Below are 14,329 nucleotides of genomic sequence, written 5' to 3'. Positions count from 1 at the left end.
TAAACTCGCCTGAGTGACCGCTCAGAGCACTTCGTCCCGTTTCGCCCTCGACATCGAGGCGGTACCGCGCCCCGCGCGTGCGCAGGCGCTACTTGACGCTGTGCAGAGCAGCGTCGTCATCGCCGACGGCGCGATGGGAACCATGCTGCAGCGGCATGAGCCGACACTCGACGACTACCTGCAGCTTGAGGGTTGCAACGAGATTCTCAACGTCACGCGTCCCGACATGATCGCGGCTATCCACGACGAGTACCTCGCTGCCGGCATCGACGCGATCGAAACCAACACCTTCGGCGCGAACTGGTCGAACCTGTCGGACTATGACATCGATGATCGCATTCTCGAGCTCGCCACCGCCGGTGCACGCATCGCTCGCCAGCAGGTCGAAGCGGCCGAAGCTACCGACGGTCGCACACGATGGGTTCTCGGATCCATGGGGCCGGGCACCAAGCTCCCGAGTCTTGGGCACACCACTTATGAGCACCTGAAGCAGACTTTCGCGCTACAGGCCGAAGGGCTGATCGACGGTGGCGCAGATGCCTTTCTCGTTGAGACCTCACAAGACCTGCTCCAGACCAAGGCCGCAATCAACGGCTGCAAGCAGGCGATCGTCAGTCGCGGCATCCGTCTTCCCATCTTCGTTGAGGTGACCGTTGAGACCACGGGCACGATGCTGATGGGAAGCGAGATCGGCGCAGCGCTCACTGCACTCGAGCCTCTCGGAGTCGATGCGATCGGTCTAAACTGCGCCACCGGCCCGGCCGAGATGAGCGAACACTTGCGGCATTTGTCGAAGCACTCCAATGTGCCGGTGGCTTGTATGCCGAACGCGGGCTTGCCCGTGCTCACCGCCGACGGGGCGTACTACCCACTGACGCCAAATGAGTTGGCAACGGCTCATGAGCAGTTTGTGCGTGAATTCGGTGTCGGTTTAGTGGGTGGATGCTGCGGGACGACGCCCGAGCACCTGAGCGCTGTCGTCGAACGGTTGCGCTTGGTTGATGCCTCAACCAAGCAGAGCGCCGCTCCCGAAGCGGGTATCGCGAGCCTCTACCAACACGTGCCGTTCGACCAGGATGCGTCGTACCTGGCGATCGGCGAGCGCACCAACGCAAACGGCTCGAAGGCGTTTCGCGAAGCGATGATTGAAGGGCGATGGGACGACTGTGTCGATATCGCCCGCAACCAGATTCGCGTCGGTGCGCACCTGCTTGATGTCTGCACCGACTATGTGGGGCGCGATGGCGTTAACGACATGCGCGAGATCGTTTCACGCTTCGCAAGCGCCTCTACCCTGCCACTCGTGATCGATTCGACTGAGCCGGCCGTGATCGCCGCTGGGCTCGAGCTCATTGGGGGGCGACCGGTCGTCAATTCGGTCAACTACGAAGACGGTGCGGGGCCCGAGAGCCGCTTCGGGCGGATCATGCCGCTGGTCAAAGAGCACGGCACTGCGGTGATCGCGCTCACCATCGACGAAGAGGGGCAGGCTCGCACCGGCGATGACAAGTTGCGTATCGCGTCTCGCCTCGTCGACGACCTGGTGCAGAACTGGGGCATGCGTGTCGAAGACATCATCGTTGACTGTCTGACCTTTCCGATCGCAACCGGGCAAGAAGAAACGCGACGCGACGGCATTGAGACGATCGACGCCATTCGCCGGCTCACCGCCAAGTACCCGGGCATCCACACCACGTTGGGAGTCTCGAACGTATCGTTCGGCCTCAACCCGGCGGCGCGAAGCGTGCTCAACTCGGTCTTCTTGCATGAAGCCGTCGAAGCGGGTCTGACTTCAGGAATCATCGACGCCGCGAAAATCGTGCCACTCGCTTCGCTGTCAGAAGATCAGCGAAAGGTCGCGCTCGATCTGGTCTGGGACCGCCGCGAACATGACGCGGAGGGCAACCTCACCTACGACCCGCTCGCTGTGATGCTCGACCTCTTCGCCGGAGTCGACACCGCAGCGCTTCGCGATCAGCGTGCCGCCGAACTCGAAGCACTTCCCGTCGGGGAGCGGCTGGAGCGCCGAATCATCGACGGCGCAGCCAAGGGGCTGGAGGCCGATCTAGATCTCGCCCGTGAGAGCGGGTTGACGGCGCTCGAGATCATCAACAAACATCTGCTCGAGGGCATGAAGGTTGTCGGGGAGCGCTTCGGTTCGGGTGAGATGCAGCTGCCTTTCGTGCTGCAGTCAGCAGAAACGATGAAGGCGGCCGTCGCCCTGCTTGAGCCGCACATGGAGAAGTCCAATGCTTCGGGCAAAGGCAAGATCATTCTCGCCACCGTGCGCGGCGACGTGCACGACATCGGCAAGAACCTTGTCGACATCATTCTCACGAACAACGGCTACGACGTCGTGAACCTGGGGATCAAGAAGCCGATCGCTGAGATCATCGCGGCCGCTGAAGAGCACAACGCTGATGTGATTGGCATGTCAGGACTGTTGGTTAAGTCCACCGTCGTGATGAAAGAGAACCTGCAGGAGCTTTCTTCTCGAGGTCTCGCAAAGAAGTGGCCGATCATTCTCGGCGGTGCTGCCCTCACCCGCGCCTACGTGGAAGATGACCTTGCTGGTCTCTTCGACGGTGACGTGCGCTACGCACGAGACGCGTTCGAGGGACTAACCCTGATGGAGCCGCTGGTGGCGATTGCCCGCGGCGCCGACCCGGCAGAAGTGGGCCTGCCGCCGCTCAAGAAGCGCATTCATCGCTCGGGAACCCAGCTCACGCTCACCGAGCCCGAAGAAATGCCCGCGCGCTCCGACGTTCTGGCCGACAACCCGGTGCCGGTGCCGCCGTTCTGGGGCACCCGCATTGTGAAGGGTCTCGCACTCGCCGACTACTCGGCATTCCTTGACGAGCGGGCCACATTCATGGGGCAGTGGGGGCTGAAGCCGGGTCGTGGCGCAGACGGTCTTTCATACGATCAGCTGGTTGAGGCCGAGGGGCGCCCTCGTTTGCGCTATTGGCTTGACCGCATCTTGTCTGAAGGCATGCTCGATGCCTCGGTTGCCTACGGCTACTTTCCGGTGCAGAGTGAGGGCGACGACTTGATCGTGCTTCACCACGGCGATGACCGCGAAGGAACGCTTGGCGCCGCGGGCCTGCTTGCTCCAGATGGTGGCTCTGACGGTCAGCTTGGCACCGAACGACTTCGGTTCCATTTTCCGCGTCAGCGCCGCGATCGCCACCTGTGCTTGTCAGACTTCGTTCGCTCGAAGGAGTCTGGCCAAATTGATGTGATGCCGGTGCAGCTTGTCACTGCCGGCGCGGCTATCGACAAGGTCACCGCAAAGCTGTTTGCCGAAGATCGCTATCGCGACTATTACGAGCTGAACGGTCTCGTGATGCAGTTGACCGAGTCGCTTGCCGAATACTGGCATGCACGCATTCGCGCTGAGCTGGGTTTTGCTGACGAAGAGCCGAAGGACGTCGCGGGCCTATTCAAACTCGAATACCGCGGCGCGCGCTTCTCGCTCGGCTACCCGGCCTGTCCTGAGATGGAAGATCGCCGAAAGGTGGTCGAGCTTCTCAAGCCAGAGCGCATGGGCGTTGAGCTGAGCGACGAGTTGCAGTTGCATCCCGAACAATCCACTGACGCATTCGTGTTCCATCACCCCGAGGCCAAGTACTTCTCGGTGTGAGACGGCGCATCGGTATTGCCGGTGAGCCGGCCGCGGCTGCTTAGCCTGCGACCTGCTGGCCGCACATTCCGCAGGTGCCGTGCGATGGCACTTCAACGTAGCAGTCAGGGCAAAGGATCTTCGGGCGCTCGGGAACCGCATCCGCCTTGCGAGCTGCGGGGCGACGTTCGCGCTTCTTCGTCACCGAAAGCTCAGGTGCTCGTGCGGGGGGCTTGGGCACATGCACGCTGCAGTACAGGCGCACAAAGCCGGCGTGATTGTTGGGATGCCGATGCTTGACCGCCCACATCACCGTGCGCGGGTTCAGAGAAGCATCTGATCCACAGCCAGCGCAGCGGGTCGGCTCGCCTGGCAGTACCTCGGACGCCGAGACTGGAACGTCGAACGGCATCTCGTCGCGCCAGTCGGAGGAAGTGGTGATTTTCATCGGGGGAGTCCTTTCGGCGGCTTCGACCCGAATGGGGAGTCACCTGGCTCTAGTCTCCCACGCGCAGTGGCTTCTCAACACCGCTTCGTTGTGTGCTCTGTTGCGCAGTCAAGGGTTTCGCGCGTCGGAAGGCTGCCAATATGGCGCTTCCCACCACGAGCAGACCGATCACCGTGGTGATCGCTCGCAGGGTGTCCCACGTGAGGGTGGAGCTCACTAGGGAGTAGACAAAGAAGCTGCCGAGGTTCTGCTCGATGGGCGCTCCAGCTTCGTAGGAAACTCCCGAGCCCGTGCCGATCGCGAATGGCCAGAACCAGAGGTTCATGATCAGACCGAAGGCGTAAGAGGCAAACACCCCGTAAACGCTGAGCATTGCAATCTCGGCGCGCCCAGACATCCTGCGGGGGAGCAGACCAGCCCCGGCGCCGACCCAGGCGCACGCGAACATCTGAAATGGTGTCCACGGGCCAAACGTCCCTGTGACAACGGTTGACAGCGCGATGGTCAGCAGCCCGAGCAGCAACCCAAATCGCGCACCGTAGGCGCGCCCGGCGAGGATCAGCAGAATGAAGACGGCTTCCACTCCACCGACTCCGGTGCCCACGATCCGCACTGCGGCCCCGATCGCTGCCAATGTGCCCAACAGTGCGAGGGTGTGCGCCCCTCGAACCGAGCCATCGAGGGCAATCAGCACGACGATGGCGGCTACAGGGGCAAGCGCGAAGGCCGCAACCGGAACAGCGTCAGCCGACTGAGACGGCACCGCGTATGCCACGAGCGGCCACGCGAACGCGGCGATGGCCACGAGATTTGCGGCGGCCAAAGCCACCCACCCAGCCGAGATTCGCCATCTGTGCGAACGAAGTGGCCCGCCGGTGGTGCCGCGGGGCGCAACCTGCTGGGCGGGAGCGGGCTGCGGCTCCGGCCAAGCATCCTGGCGCGGTTTCCGCGTCGCACGAGAGGTTGAGGCCTGCGGTTCGTCTGAGACGGTCCCGTTCTCCATCGTCAGAGTGCGGTCGGCGAGGGCGGCAGCGAAATCACTGTCATGGGTGGCCATGAGCACCGCGGCGCCGTCACGGGCCGCGCGAGATAGTGCTGCAGAAACGAGCACGCTTGCCGCTGGGTCGAGCCCTCGCGTGGGCTCGTCGATGAGCAGAACCGGCGGTGCTGTCACCAGTTGCAGCGAGATCGCCAAGCATCGGCGTTCGCCGAGGGAGAGATCGAGTGGATGCTGCGCTACGCGCGTGATGAAGGCGGCCGATCCGACTTCGTGCCCGAGAAAATCGGCGAACCGCGCTGCAGTCGTGCCTTGCGGCACGCGTGCACGGCGGTCTGCTCTCGCACACTCCGCACCCACGCTGGTGCAGACGAACAAGTCATCGGAAGCATCGGGCACCAGCGCAATCTGTCGCCGCGTCGCCGCGACGCCCGTGACGGTGATGTGTGTCTCACGGGGCGGTAGCGCGATCGCGTTGAGCAGGCTCGACTTGCCGGCACCATTGGCGCCCCGCAGTGCGATGATCTCGCCGACCGCGACGCTCAGCGAGACGCCTCGTACGGCGTTGGTGTCACCGTAAGTCACGGTGATGTCGTTCGCGCTCAACGCCACCGTCTCGCGCGATGTCGACGTGCGAGCGGGCATCGGAATGGCCGATGCCACCGCCTGCATCGGCACCGCGGCAGCAGTGCCGTCGCTGATGTCGAGACGCTCATCGGCGACACTCGAAAAGTCTGTATGGCGGTGCTCGGCAACCACGACGCTCATGCCCGCGTCGTGCGCAAGCGCGCTGAGAAGCTCGACAATTCGCGGCCGAAACCGCGAATCAAGATCGGCGAGGGGCTCGTCGACGAGCAGCAGAATCGGATGCTCGACAATCGCAGCGGCAATCGCCACCAGCGTGGCTTCGCCAGCGGAGAGGCTTCGAACATCTCGGTCCAGCAAGGACTCGATGCCGATGCGGTTGGCGATCTCATCGACACGCGTGGCCACAATGAGGGAAGAAACCCCCCGCAGCTCGAGCGTCAGGCCGATCTCGTCGCGGACACGCTCAGTGGCGAAGCCCTCGCGGGGATTTTGCAGCACGACGCCGATCAGTCGAGCGGTATTGCGCGGTGGTGTAGCGACGCGATCATGGCCGACGACGTTGAGACGCCCGCTGATGGTTCCACCATCGACATGACTGTGAAGCCCCGCCAATGCGCGCAGCAGTGTTGACTTGCCGCTGCCGGTGGTGCCAGTGATGAGTGTCAGTCGGCCCGGCACCAGTTCGAGGGAGTCAATGCATACCGCTGGCGCGGGCAGGCCATGGTGCCTGAGCGCTACGTTGAGCACGCTCACGGGATGCTCGCAATCGCCCTCGGCTGCCACTCCGGCCAAGCCGCGAAGCTCCAGCGCAGCCGCGATGGCCGTGGCACGTTCGAGAGTGCGCTCGAGCACGGGAGCAAGCAGGCGCGGCCCTCCTCGTTCGCCCCGCAACCGCTGCGCGAAGCGCACCCGGCGCACCGAATCGGCCAGGGCTGGTAGCGCGGCCCAGGCTATAGCGAGTGTGCGCGCGATCCCTTTGAGTGGGCCACGCCGTGATCCTCGGGCAAACAGGCGAGGTACATCGACGATCGCATTGATGACGCCGAACAGCAGAATAGTGATGGCGATCGGCATTGCGCTCGCCGCAGCAATCCATAGGCCATCTGTCGTGGCTGGCCCCAACAGCACGACATGGTTGAGTGGAGCAGGCAGGCGGTATTCGGGAAGGGCGAGCACCACTGTTCCCGACCCATCTGCGCCGTGAAAGAGAACGCGGTAAACGACCCGAACCCCAACGAAGCCTGCGGCGAGAGCCGCGGCGGCACGAGGGGGTCCGGATCGAAAGGTCACGTTAGGCGGTGGGTGTGTAGTCGCTCTGTTTTGAAAGCTCGGTTCTTACGAGCTCGGTGCTCAAGAGCTCGGTGCTCAAGAGCTCGGTGCTCAAGAGCTCGGTGCCGCCGGCTCGCCGTTCAGGGTGAACAGCAGGGCGAGGCTCTCACCGGGCTGCAACTGCAGCGTGCCGAGGCCTTCTTGGGCGTAGCCCCACTCGCCGTCAGCGGGTTGCACCCACATCGACCAGTACGCAAACGCGGCGGGCATCGACTCGCACGTCTCGAAGTAGTCAGAACCGTCTTCTGCGGTCAGTGCATAGTCGGCGGCGGGAAAACCGTTGACACGGCAAATCACTTGGTCGCCATACTCGGCGGTGCCTTCAGTAGTGAGATCTGCCTCAGCTACGGCCTCACTGGCGGCGATCGCTTCATCCGTTTCGATACAGGTGGTTCCGGCAGCGGAGTATGCCACGTCGATTTCAGGTAATTCGACGACGATTGTCACACCAGCGCACTCGCCAGACGCGGCTTCGGCGGTCGCCGATGCCTCGGGCGTTGCAGTGGTGTCGGCAGACGAACACGCAGCGAGGGAAAGAAGAAGGGCAGCGGCAGCAGAGGCCGAAAAAGCGCGCAGAGTCATGGTCACGATTCCAGGTTAGAGCGCCCAAGCCTGGTTGCTTTGCTATGTGTCTCACCGTGAACTCTGGCGTGCATCGTAGGCTGGGCTGGTGAGCGTTTCCGATCTGTTCGATGAGAGTGAGTGGATGCTGGCGCCTGGCGCAGAGGCATACACCGATATCACCTCGCATGTCTCCCTCGATGGACGCATTTCACGCGTCGCTTTCAACCGACCGGAGGTGCGCAACGCCTTCCGCCCACACACGGTAGACGAGCTATACCGCGCGCTCGAGACAGCGCGGCAGGACCCACGCATCGGTGTGGTGCTGCTCACGGGCAACGGTCCGAGCGAAAAAGATGGTGGCTGGGCGTTCTGCTCGGGCGGCGATCAGCGCATTCGTGGCCGGGATGGCTACAAATACTCCGAAACCGACTCGGTCACCGATCCCGCGCGTGCCGGGCGACTGCACATTCTCGAAGTGCAGCGGTTGATCCGTTTCATGCCCAAGGTGGTCATTGCTGTCGTGCCTGGTTGGGCCGCTGGCGGCGGTCACTCTCTTCACGTCGTATGCGACCTCACGATCGCGAGCGCTGAACACGGCAAGTTCAAGCAGACGGATGCGGATGTCGGCTCGTTCGATGCGGGCTACGGCTCGGCCTATTTCGCTCGCCAAATCGGGCAGAAGTTCGCGCGTGAGATTTTCTTTCTTGCTGAGGAGTACTCCGCCCAGCGCGCGTACGAGATGGGTGCGGTCAACCGGGTTGTGCCGCACGCCGAACTCGAGCACGAGGCCATTGCGATGGCTCGTACCATTCTCACCAAGTCACCGACCGCGATCAGAATGCTGAAGTTCGCTTTCAACGCGGTTGATGACGGTCTGGTCGGCCAGCAGGTGTTCGCCGGTGAAGCGACTCGCCTCGCCTACGGCACCGATGAAGCCGTCGAAGGTCGTGACTCTTTTCTCGAGAAGCGTGAACCCGACTGGTCACCCTACCCCTGGCACTTCTGACGCGCATGGTGCGGTGATGAAGCTTCAGCCCGTCATCGGGGATGATCCCCGCGAGGTGCTACGTGCTGTGCGCTCCGCGCTGCATGGCGCTGGCCCCGCGCTTGCTCTGGGCGCTGTGGCATCGCTGCCCACTGATGTACCGGCGGGCACCGCGGTGGTGGTAGCGACATCAGGTTCCACGGGGATCCCAAAGAGCGTCGCGCTAGGGCGAGACGCTCTGACGTCGAGCGCGCTGGCGACCGCTGACCGAATCGGTGAGGGTGCATGGTTGCTCGCGTTGCCAGCGAGCTACGTCGCTGGAATGCAAGTGTTAGTGCGCTCGATCGTTGCCGATCGCGAACCCGCCATCATGAGTGGCTCATTCACCCCACAAGGCTTCGCCGCAGCATCCCTCATGATGGTGTCGACTGATCGAGGCGAGCGGATTCCCACCTACACTTCGCTCGTGCCCGCCCAGCTGGCGAAACTGCTCGAGGCCGCAGAACACGACAACGCGGTACGCGCGGCGCTTCGTTCGTTTGAAGCGATCCTTATCGGCGGCCAATCGCTGCCGGCGGTGATGCGCGAACGGGCCGAAGCTGCGCAGGTGCGCATTGTGCGCACCTATGGCTCGACCGAGACCAGCGGCGGTTGCGTCTATGACGGGTCGCCTCTGCGAGGCGTGGCGCTTCGCGTCGAGCAGGGAGAGGTGCAGGTGGCTGGGCCGCCCCTCGCGGACGGGTATCTCGGCAATGATGAGCTCACCCAGAGAACTTTTGTGCGCGATCAGAACGGCACGCGCTGGTATCGAACCGGCGACGCCGGTCTTATTGAAGATGGAGTACTCCGTATCCATGGACGCATCGACAATGTGATTGTCTCGGGCGGCTTGAATATCTCGCTCGACCGCGTCGAACATGCGGTGCGCTCGATCACGGGCCTGCACGGTGCGGTCGTCGTTGCGGTCGACGACGAGAAATGGGGAGAAGCCTCGGTTGTCGTCGCTGCGCGCGGCGAATCGCTGCGCCGCAGCGAAGCGGTGCAGTTGCAGGAAGCCCGTAACGTCGTCGCCGAACAGCTGGGCGCCCATGCACGACCGACGCGACTTGTGCTTGTTGATGAACTGCCCACATTGCCCTCAGGCAAGCCCGACCGAGAAGCGATTCGGCGTGCCGTTGATGCTCTGCGTTGACGACCGGGCGGCCTCTGCTTCGCCAGGTCATTGATTCGCCGTCTAAGATGACCACTCGTGGCAGGCACCTCCAGCAAGAAGCGAAAACGTCCGGGCTCTAAGAAGCACGTCTCTCGCGGCAACCCGCAAAAGACGCCCCAATCGCAGAGTCCGGCGCGGGTTGAGAAAGCGCGAGCGAGCGACTGGATTGGGGCGGCACGCCTTCGCACCCTTCCGCTCGCGGCGACACCGGTACTGATCGGCACGGGTGCGGCCCTGGTGGTCGCCGATGCCTTTCACTGGGTGATCGCACTGTGTTGCTTTGTGGTCGCCATCGCGCTGCAGATCGGCGTCAACTATGCCAACGATTACAGCGACGGCATTCGCGGCACCGATGACTATCGTGTCGGCCCGGCCAGGCTGACGGGAGCGCGAAAAGCGAAGCCACGCACAGTGCTGCTTGTCGCACTGTCGTTCTTTGCGCTTGCCGCTGTCGCGGGGCTTGCGATCGTCATTCGAACCGAACAGTGGTGGATGCTGCTGGTAGGCGTGATATCCATCATCGCTGCCTGGTTCTACACCGGGGGTAAACGCCCTTACGGCTACTACGGCTTCGGTGAAGTCGTCGTATTCGTCTTCTTCGGTCTCGTTGCCACACTGGGCACAACATGGGTGCAGGCGTTCGCGCTCCCTCAGGAAGCATGGTTCGGTGCCATCGCTGCAGGACTGTTTGCGTGCGCGGTTCTGCTCGCCAACAACCTGCGCGACATCGATCAGGACCGCAAAGCGGGCAAACGCACTCTCACGGTATTGATCGGGCGAACGGCCAGCCGGTGGCTGTTCACCGTATTCGTGTTGCTGCCTTTTGCCATCGCGATCTTTCTCGCTCTGGTCTATCCGATCGCATGGCTGAGCCTGCTGCCGATGGTGGCGGCTCTCGCGGCAATCCTGATTGTGTGGACGTACCGAGACCCACGTGAGCTTGTCGTCGCGCTGAGCGTGACCTCGCTCACCTCGCTGGCGTACGGCGCGGTGCTGTGCTGGGCGTTCGTGGGCTGAGCGACGTCAGTCTTTGGTTGAGTCCACGGCATCGGCCGCGGCATCTTCCACGTCTTCGTCTGTGACAGGAGCATTCGCTCGGGCACGACGTTCCGCCATGCCAATAGCCATGTCTTCGAGGGGGCGCCGTAAGAAGATCATCGAGAGGCTCAGCCCGATGAGTGCCGCGAAGATTGCGGCCAGCCAGTAATAGTCGCGCATGATCGGGAACAGCATGAGCACGCCGAACGGCACGAGAAATGCGAGCAGGCGCAACACCGAATAAACGAGGGCGGAGCGAGCTTTCACTCCTTCATTCTAGGCCGCGGTGCGAACACACAGCGTGCCTTACGTCAAGCGCGGTCCGCGAGCGCGTTCTGGCGCATAGGATGGGGAGATGCCTCGGGTGCTGCTGATTCTGGCCCTGGTGGCGACCGCGTTCTGGGTCTTCACCATTGTTGATTGCGCCGTCCAGCCTCCGACTCGTCATCGCGGTGTGTCAAAGCCAGTGTGGATTTTGATCGTCGTGCTGCTTCCGGTGTTGGGTGGACTGCTCTGGTTGAGTGTGGGACGAATGCGTGCGGCAACAGCCGCCGAGCGTCATGCTCCCGACGATGACCCCGAGTTTCTCGGCAAGCTCGGCTCGTCAAGTCAGCAAGATGAGCGCATCCGCCGCCTCGAAGAAGAGCTCGCACAGCTTGACAGCGAAGACGACGACCCGAGGTGGAATATGAACTACGACGTCGTTGCAGAAGACCCGCAGCCGAGCGCTGACACGACCGACACGGTGGGCGAGTCAGATTCTCCGCCCCACGTCTCGGACGGCGACGACGACAACCGCGGTCACCGCGGTGCCGTCGGCTGAAATGAGCCCGCACGATCACCGGATCGCGGCAGCCGCGACCGATGCCGCTGCGGCGTTGCTTGGCAGCTTGGTGCAACTGGGTGTCACCCACGTAGTTGTCAGCCCGGGGTCGCGCTCGCAACCGCTGGCTCTCGCTGCAGCCGAGTTGGAACGCCGCGGAAGCATTGCATTGCATGTGCGCGTCGATGAACGGGTTGCTGGCTTCACTGCCCTGGGCATCGGCCGAGAGAGCAAGATGCCCGCGGTTGTCATCTGCACGTCGGGCACCGCGGTGGCGAACTTGCTACCGGCGACGTTAGAAGCTCACCATTCCGGTGTGCCTTTGATTCTGCTCACCGCCGATCGGCCGCCCGAGATGCGCGGCATCGGGGCAAACCAGACAACCCATCAACCCGGTATGTTCGCTCCCGACGCGCGATTCGAGGCGGATCTTCCGGTGCCCACCGAGATCGACGAGAGCGGTGACGGCGAGCAAAGCGTGATGCTGCGTCAGATTGCCGGCCAGACATTTGCTGCTGCCCTTGGCGAGGGGCTGCGCTCGCCGGGGCCAGTGCACCTGAATGTGCCCTACCGTGAGCCTCTCGCTGGCGAGTTTCCCAAGTGGTTCGGTCTTGTCGCCGCCGAGGCCGTTGCTGCGACAGACGCTCTTCCTGACGCTTCCGAGCCTGCAGATGAGCACGATGAAGATATGTCGGGCGCGCTCTATCAGGGCGGTGGGGGCATCGGCGAGTCCAACGTGCCCGGTGACCCCGGCGCCTTTCCGCTTGTCATCGAGCGGGGGCCGCGAACGGTTGTCATTGCCGGCGCCGATGCTGGTGCAGACGCTGAAGAGCTTGCGCATCTCGGCGGCTGGCCACTCATCGCCGAGATCGTCAGCGGGGCACGATTCGGTCGACAGCTTGTGCACGGCTACCGATCGCTGCTGGCTGACGCTGACCTTGGCGGCAAGATCGAGCGTGCCATCGTGCTTGGTCACCCCACGCTCAGCCGCGAGGTCGCGGCGCTACTGGCCAGCGCCACCGTTGAGGTGATCGCGCTGCGGGGCCCCGGCGAACCTCTCAACCTCAACGGCGCGACCATGGCGGCTGATGCCGTGGTTGTCGGCTCCGGTCCGAGCGATCGTGTGTGGCTCGGCGCATGGATGGCGGCGTCGCGAGAACTGGCGGTAGACCTCACTCCGCCCGCGCCTAACGCGCGAGCGCTGGCATCAGCCGAGCGCGATACTCGCCTTCCCGCAGTCGCTGCTGAGCTGGCAGTTATTCGTGCGCCTTTGGATCGTGAGTCGCTTGTCGATGCAGTGTGGCGCGCGACGTGGCCGCACGACCGATTGTTTTTCGGTTCATCGCGGCTCGTCCGAGTCGCCGATGCTGTGCTTGGGGGCAAGAAGGTGCCGGTGCACGCCAACCGGGGTCTCGCAGGCATCGATGGCACTGTCGCTACAGCGTTCGGGGTCGCCTTGGCCAGCCAAGCCGGCGGCGCTGCCGGGGTGACTCGCGTGTTGCTTGGCGACCTCGCTTTCCTGCACGACGTCGGTGCGATGCTGACTGCGCCGAGCGAGGCCGAGCCGCGCATCCAAGTGGTTATTGGCAACGACCGTGGGGGAACGATCTTCGACAGTCTGGAGGTTGCGGAGGTTGCTTCTCACGATGCGATGAACCGAGTGCTCTACACTCCGCAGAGTGTGCGCATCGACTCGCTGGCGCATGCCTACGGCTGGGAATACCACCACGTCAAGACCCGAGCTGCCCTCGACCAAGCGCTTACGTCGCCGGTCGGAGGAATGCAGATTATTGAGGTATCGCTCGAGCGGTAGCCCCTGGCATCCTGACTAGATGATCTCAAGGAGAACACGATGATCGCCCGTAGCCAGAAACACTGGAGTGACGATGTAGCCGAGTTGCTTCGGGTACGCGAAGGGTTCCTCCTCGAAGACGTCGACCCGCAGTCGACGCCGGGGTACGATCACAACAAGGCACACGCGGCAGACGATCTGGTCTCGGGGGCGGAGCAACTCGACGAATACCAGGAACGACTGTTTGCGCAGAGTCGCGTTGACGCCACGAACGCTTCGGTTCTGCTTGTACTTCAAGCCATGGATTCGGCGGGAAAGGGCGGAATCGTCAGACACGTTGTCGGGTCGGTAGACCCGCAGGGCGTGGCGTTGACCGCCTTCAAGAAGCCGACCAAGGAAGAACTCTCCCACGATTTTCTTTGGCGTATCGAACAGCGCGTGCCGAAACCCGGCTTTATCGGAGTCTTTGACCGCTCGCACTACGAAGACGTTCTTATCGGACGAGTGCGCGAACTCGCCACGGCCGACGAGATTGAGCGTCGCTATGGTGCCATCAACGACTTTGAGAAGCGGTTGACCGACTCTGGCGTCCGGGTGGTCAAGGTCATGTTGAACATCTCTCGCGACGAACAGAAGTCTCGGCTCGCCGAGCGGCTAGAGCGGCCGGACAAATACTGGAAGTACAACCCAGGCGACGTCGATGAACGACAGCTGTGGGATGACTACATGGCGGCGTATCAAACCATGTTCGAGCGCACCTCAACTGACCATGCGCCGTGGTACGTCGTGCCAGCGAATCGCAAGTGGTACGCCCGTCTCGCTGTGCAGCATCTGCTGCTTGAGGCGCTCGAAGACATCGATCCGCACTGGCCCGCCGCGACCTTCGATGTCGAGGCTGAAAAAGCGCGGCTCGCCGCGAGCTGACTTCGG

The 14,329-nt window shown here is 63.1% G+C and carries 11 protein-coding genes; 7 read left to right on the top strand and 4 right to left on the bottom strand.

The annotated features are described in order from the left end of the window. Positions 1–13 precede the first annotated feature (13 nt). A complete protein-coding gene (metH, locus tag AB0O81_RS06180) occupies positions 14–3,643 on the top strand; it encodes a methionine synthase (protein ID WP_363582302.1) in 3,630 nt (1,209 codons plus the stop codon). 40 nt (positions 3,644–3,683) lie between these two features. Here metH and AB0O81_RS06175 read toward each other — a convergent pair whose 3' ends face one another. From AB0O81_RS06175 to AB0O81_RS06165, 3 genes are all read right to left on the bottom strand, one after another. After that, a complete protein-coding gene (locus AB0O81_RS06175; protein ID WP_363582300.1) occupies positions 3,684–4,070 on the bottom strand; it encodes a glucose-6-phosphate dehydrogenase in 387 nt (128 codons plus the stop codon). Between the two features lie 49 nt (positions 4,071–4,119). Beyond that, positions 4,120–6,945, bottom strand: coding sequence for an ATP-binding cassette domain-containing protein (locus AB0O81_RS06170; protein ID WP_363582298.1), 2,826 nt, complete (start codon positions 6,943–6,945; stop codon positions 4,120–4,122). Between the two features lie 90 nt (positions 6,946–7,035). Continuing rightward, the gene (locus AB0O81_RS06165; protein ID WP_363582634.1) at positions 7,036–7,566 is read right to left on the bottom strand and encodes a hypothetical protein; all 531 of its coding nucleotides are present in this window, start codon (positions 7,564–7,566) and stop codon (positions 7,036–7,038) included. 88 nt (positions 7,567–7,654) lie between these two features. On the opposite strand from AB0O81_RS06165, the gene AB0O81_RS06160 reads away from it, so the two are divergent. Genes AB0O81_RS06160 through AB0O81_RS06150 form a run of 3 tightly spaced genes read left to right on the top strand, consistent with a single transcriptional unit; the run spans position 7,655 to position 10,763 of the window. Then, entirely contained in the window at positions 7,655–8,554 is a 900-nt protein-coding gene (locus AB0O81_RS06160) for a 1,4-dihydroxy-2-naphthoyl-CoA synthase (protein WP_363582296.1), read from the top strand. Between the two features lie 16 nt (positions 8,555–8,570). After that, a complete protein-coding gene (locus AB0O81_RS06155) occupies positions 8,571–9,725 on the top strand; it encodes an AMP-binding protein (protein WP_363582294.1) in 1,155 nt (384 codons plus the stop codon). A 57-nt stretch (positions 9,726–9,782) separates the two neighbouring features. Then, the gene (locus AB0O81_RS06150) at positions 9,783–10,763 is read left to right on the top strand and encodes a 1,4-dihydroxy-2-naphthoate polyprenyltransferase (RefSeq protein WP_363582292.1); all 981 of its coding nucleotides are present in this window, start codon (positions 9,783–9,785) and stop codon (positions 10,761–10,763) included. Positions 10,764–10,769: 6 nt separating this feature from the next. On the opposite strand, the gene AB0O81_RS06145 is transcribed toward AB0O81_RS06150, so the two are convergent. Further along, a complete protein-coding gene (locus AB0O81_RS06145) occupies positions 10,770–11,051 on the bottom strand; it encodes a DUF4229 domain-containing protein (protein WP_363582290.1) in 282 nt (93 codons plus the stop codon). Between the two features lie 88 nt (positions 11,052–11,139). Here AB0O81_RS06145 and AB0O81_RS06140 point away from each other — a divergent pair, with 88 nt between their 5' ends. The 3 genes from AB0O81_RS06140 to AB0O81_RS06130 are packed head-to-tail and all read left to right on the top strand — an operon-like array spanning position 11,140 to position 14,323. Then, positions 11,140–11,607 carry a PLDc N-terminal domain-containing protein gene (locus AB0O81_RS06140; RefSeq protein WP_363582288.1) on the top strand — a complete coding sequence of 156 codons (468 nt, stop codon included), beginning with the start codon at positions 11,140–11,142 and terminating at the stop codon, positions 11,605–11,607. A 1-nt stretch (position 11,608) separates the two neighbouring features. Beyond that, positions 11,609–13,420, top strand: a complete 1,812-nt coding sequence (gene menD / locus AB0O81_RS06135; protein WP_363582286.1) for a 2-succinyl-5-enolpyruvyl-6-hydroxy-3-cyclohexene-1-carboxylic-acid synthase — start codon at positions 11,609–11,611, stop codon at positions 13,418–13,420. Between the two features lie 39 nt (positions 13,421–13,459). After that, positions 13,460–14,323: a polyphosphate kinase 2 family protein gene (locus AB0O81_RS06130; protein WP_363582284.1), complete on the top strand. Its 864-nt coding sequence runs from the start codon at positions 13,460–13,462 to the stop codon at positions 14,321–14,323. Positions 14,324–14,329: the final 6 nt, after the last annotated feature.

Origin of the sequence: Microbacterium sp. NPDC076911 (assembly GCF_040687125.1) — a bacterium.
GTDB lineage: Bacteria > Actinomycetota > Actinomycetes > Actinomycetales > Microbacteriaceae > Microbacterium.
Note: the sequence above shows the minus strand (reverse complement) of the source record. Positions and strands in the feature narration are given on the sequence as shown.

Coding starts and splice junctions, on each gene's coding strand:
- AB0O81_RS06140 (WP_363582288.1), top strand. CDS start 11,140: ATGCCTCGGGTGCTGCTGATTCTGGCCCTGGTGGCGACCGCGTTCTGG.
- AB0O81_RS06130 (WP_363582284.1), top strand. CDS start 13,460: ATGATCGCCCGTAGCCAGAAACACTGGAGTGACGATGTAGCCGAGTTG.
- AB0O81_RS06165 (WP_363582634.1), bottom strand. CDS start 7,566: ATGACTCTGCGCGCTTTTTCGGCCTCTGCTGCCGCTGCCCTTCTTCTT.
- AB0O81_RS06175 (WP_363582300.1), bottom strand. CDS start 4,070: ATGAAAATCACCACTTCCTCCGACTGGCGCGACGAGATGCCGTTCGAC.
- menD (WP_363582286.1), top strand. CDS start 11,609: ATGAGCCCGCACGATCACCGGATCGCGGCAGCCGCGACCGATGCCGCT.
- AB0O81_RS06155 (WP_363582294.1), top strand. CDS start 8,571: ATGAAGCTTCAGCCCGTCATCGGGGATGATCCCCGCGAGGTGCTACGT.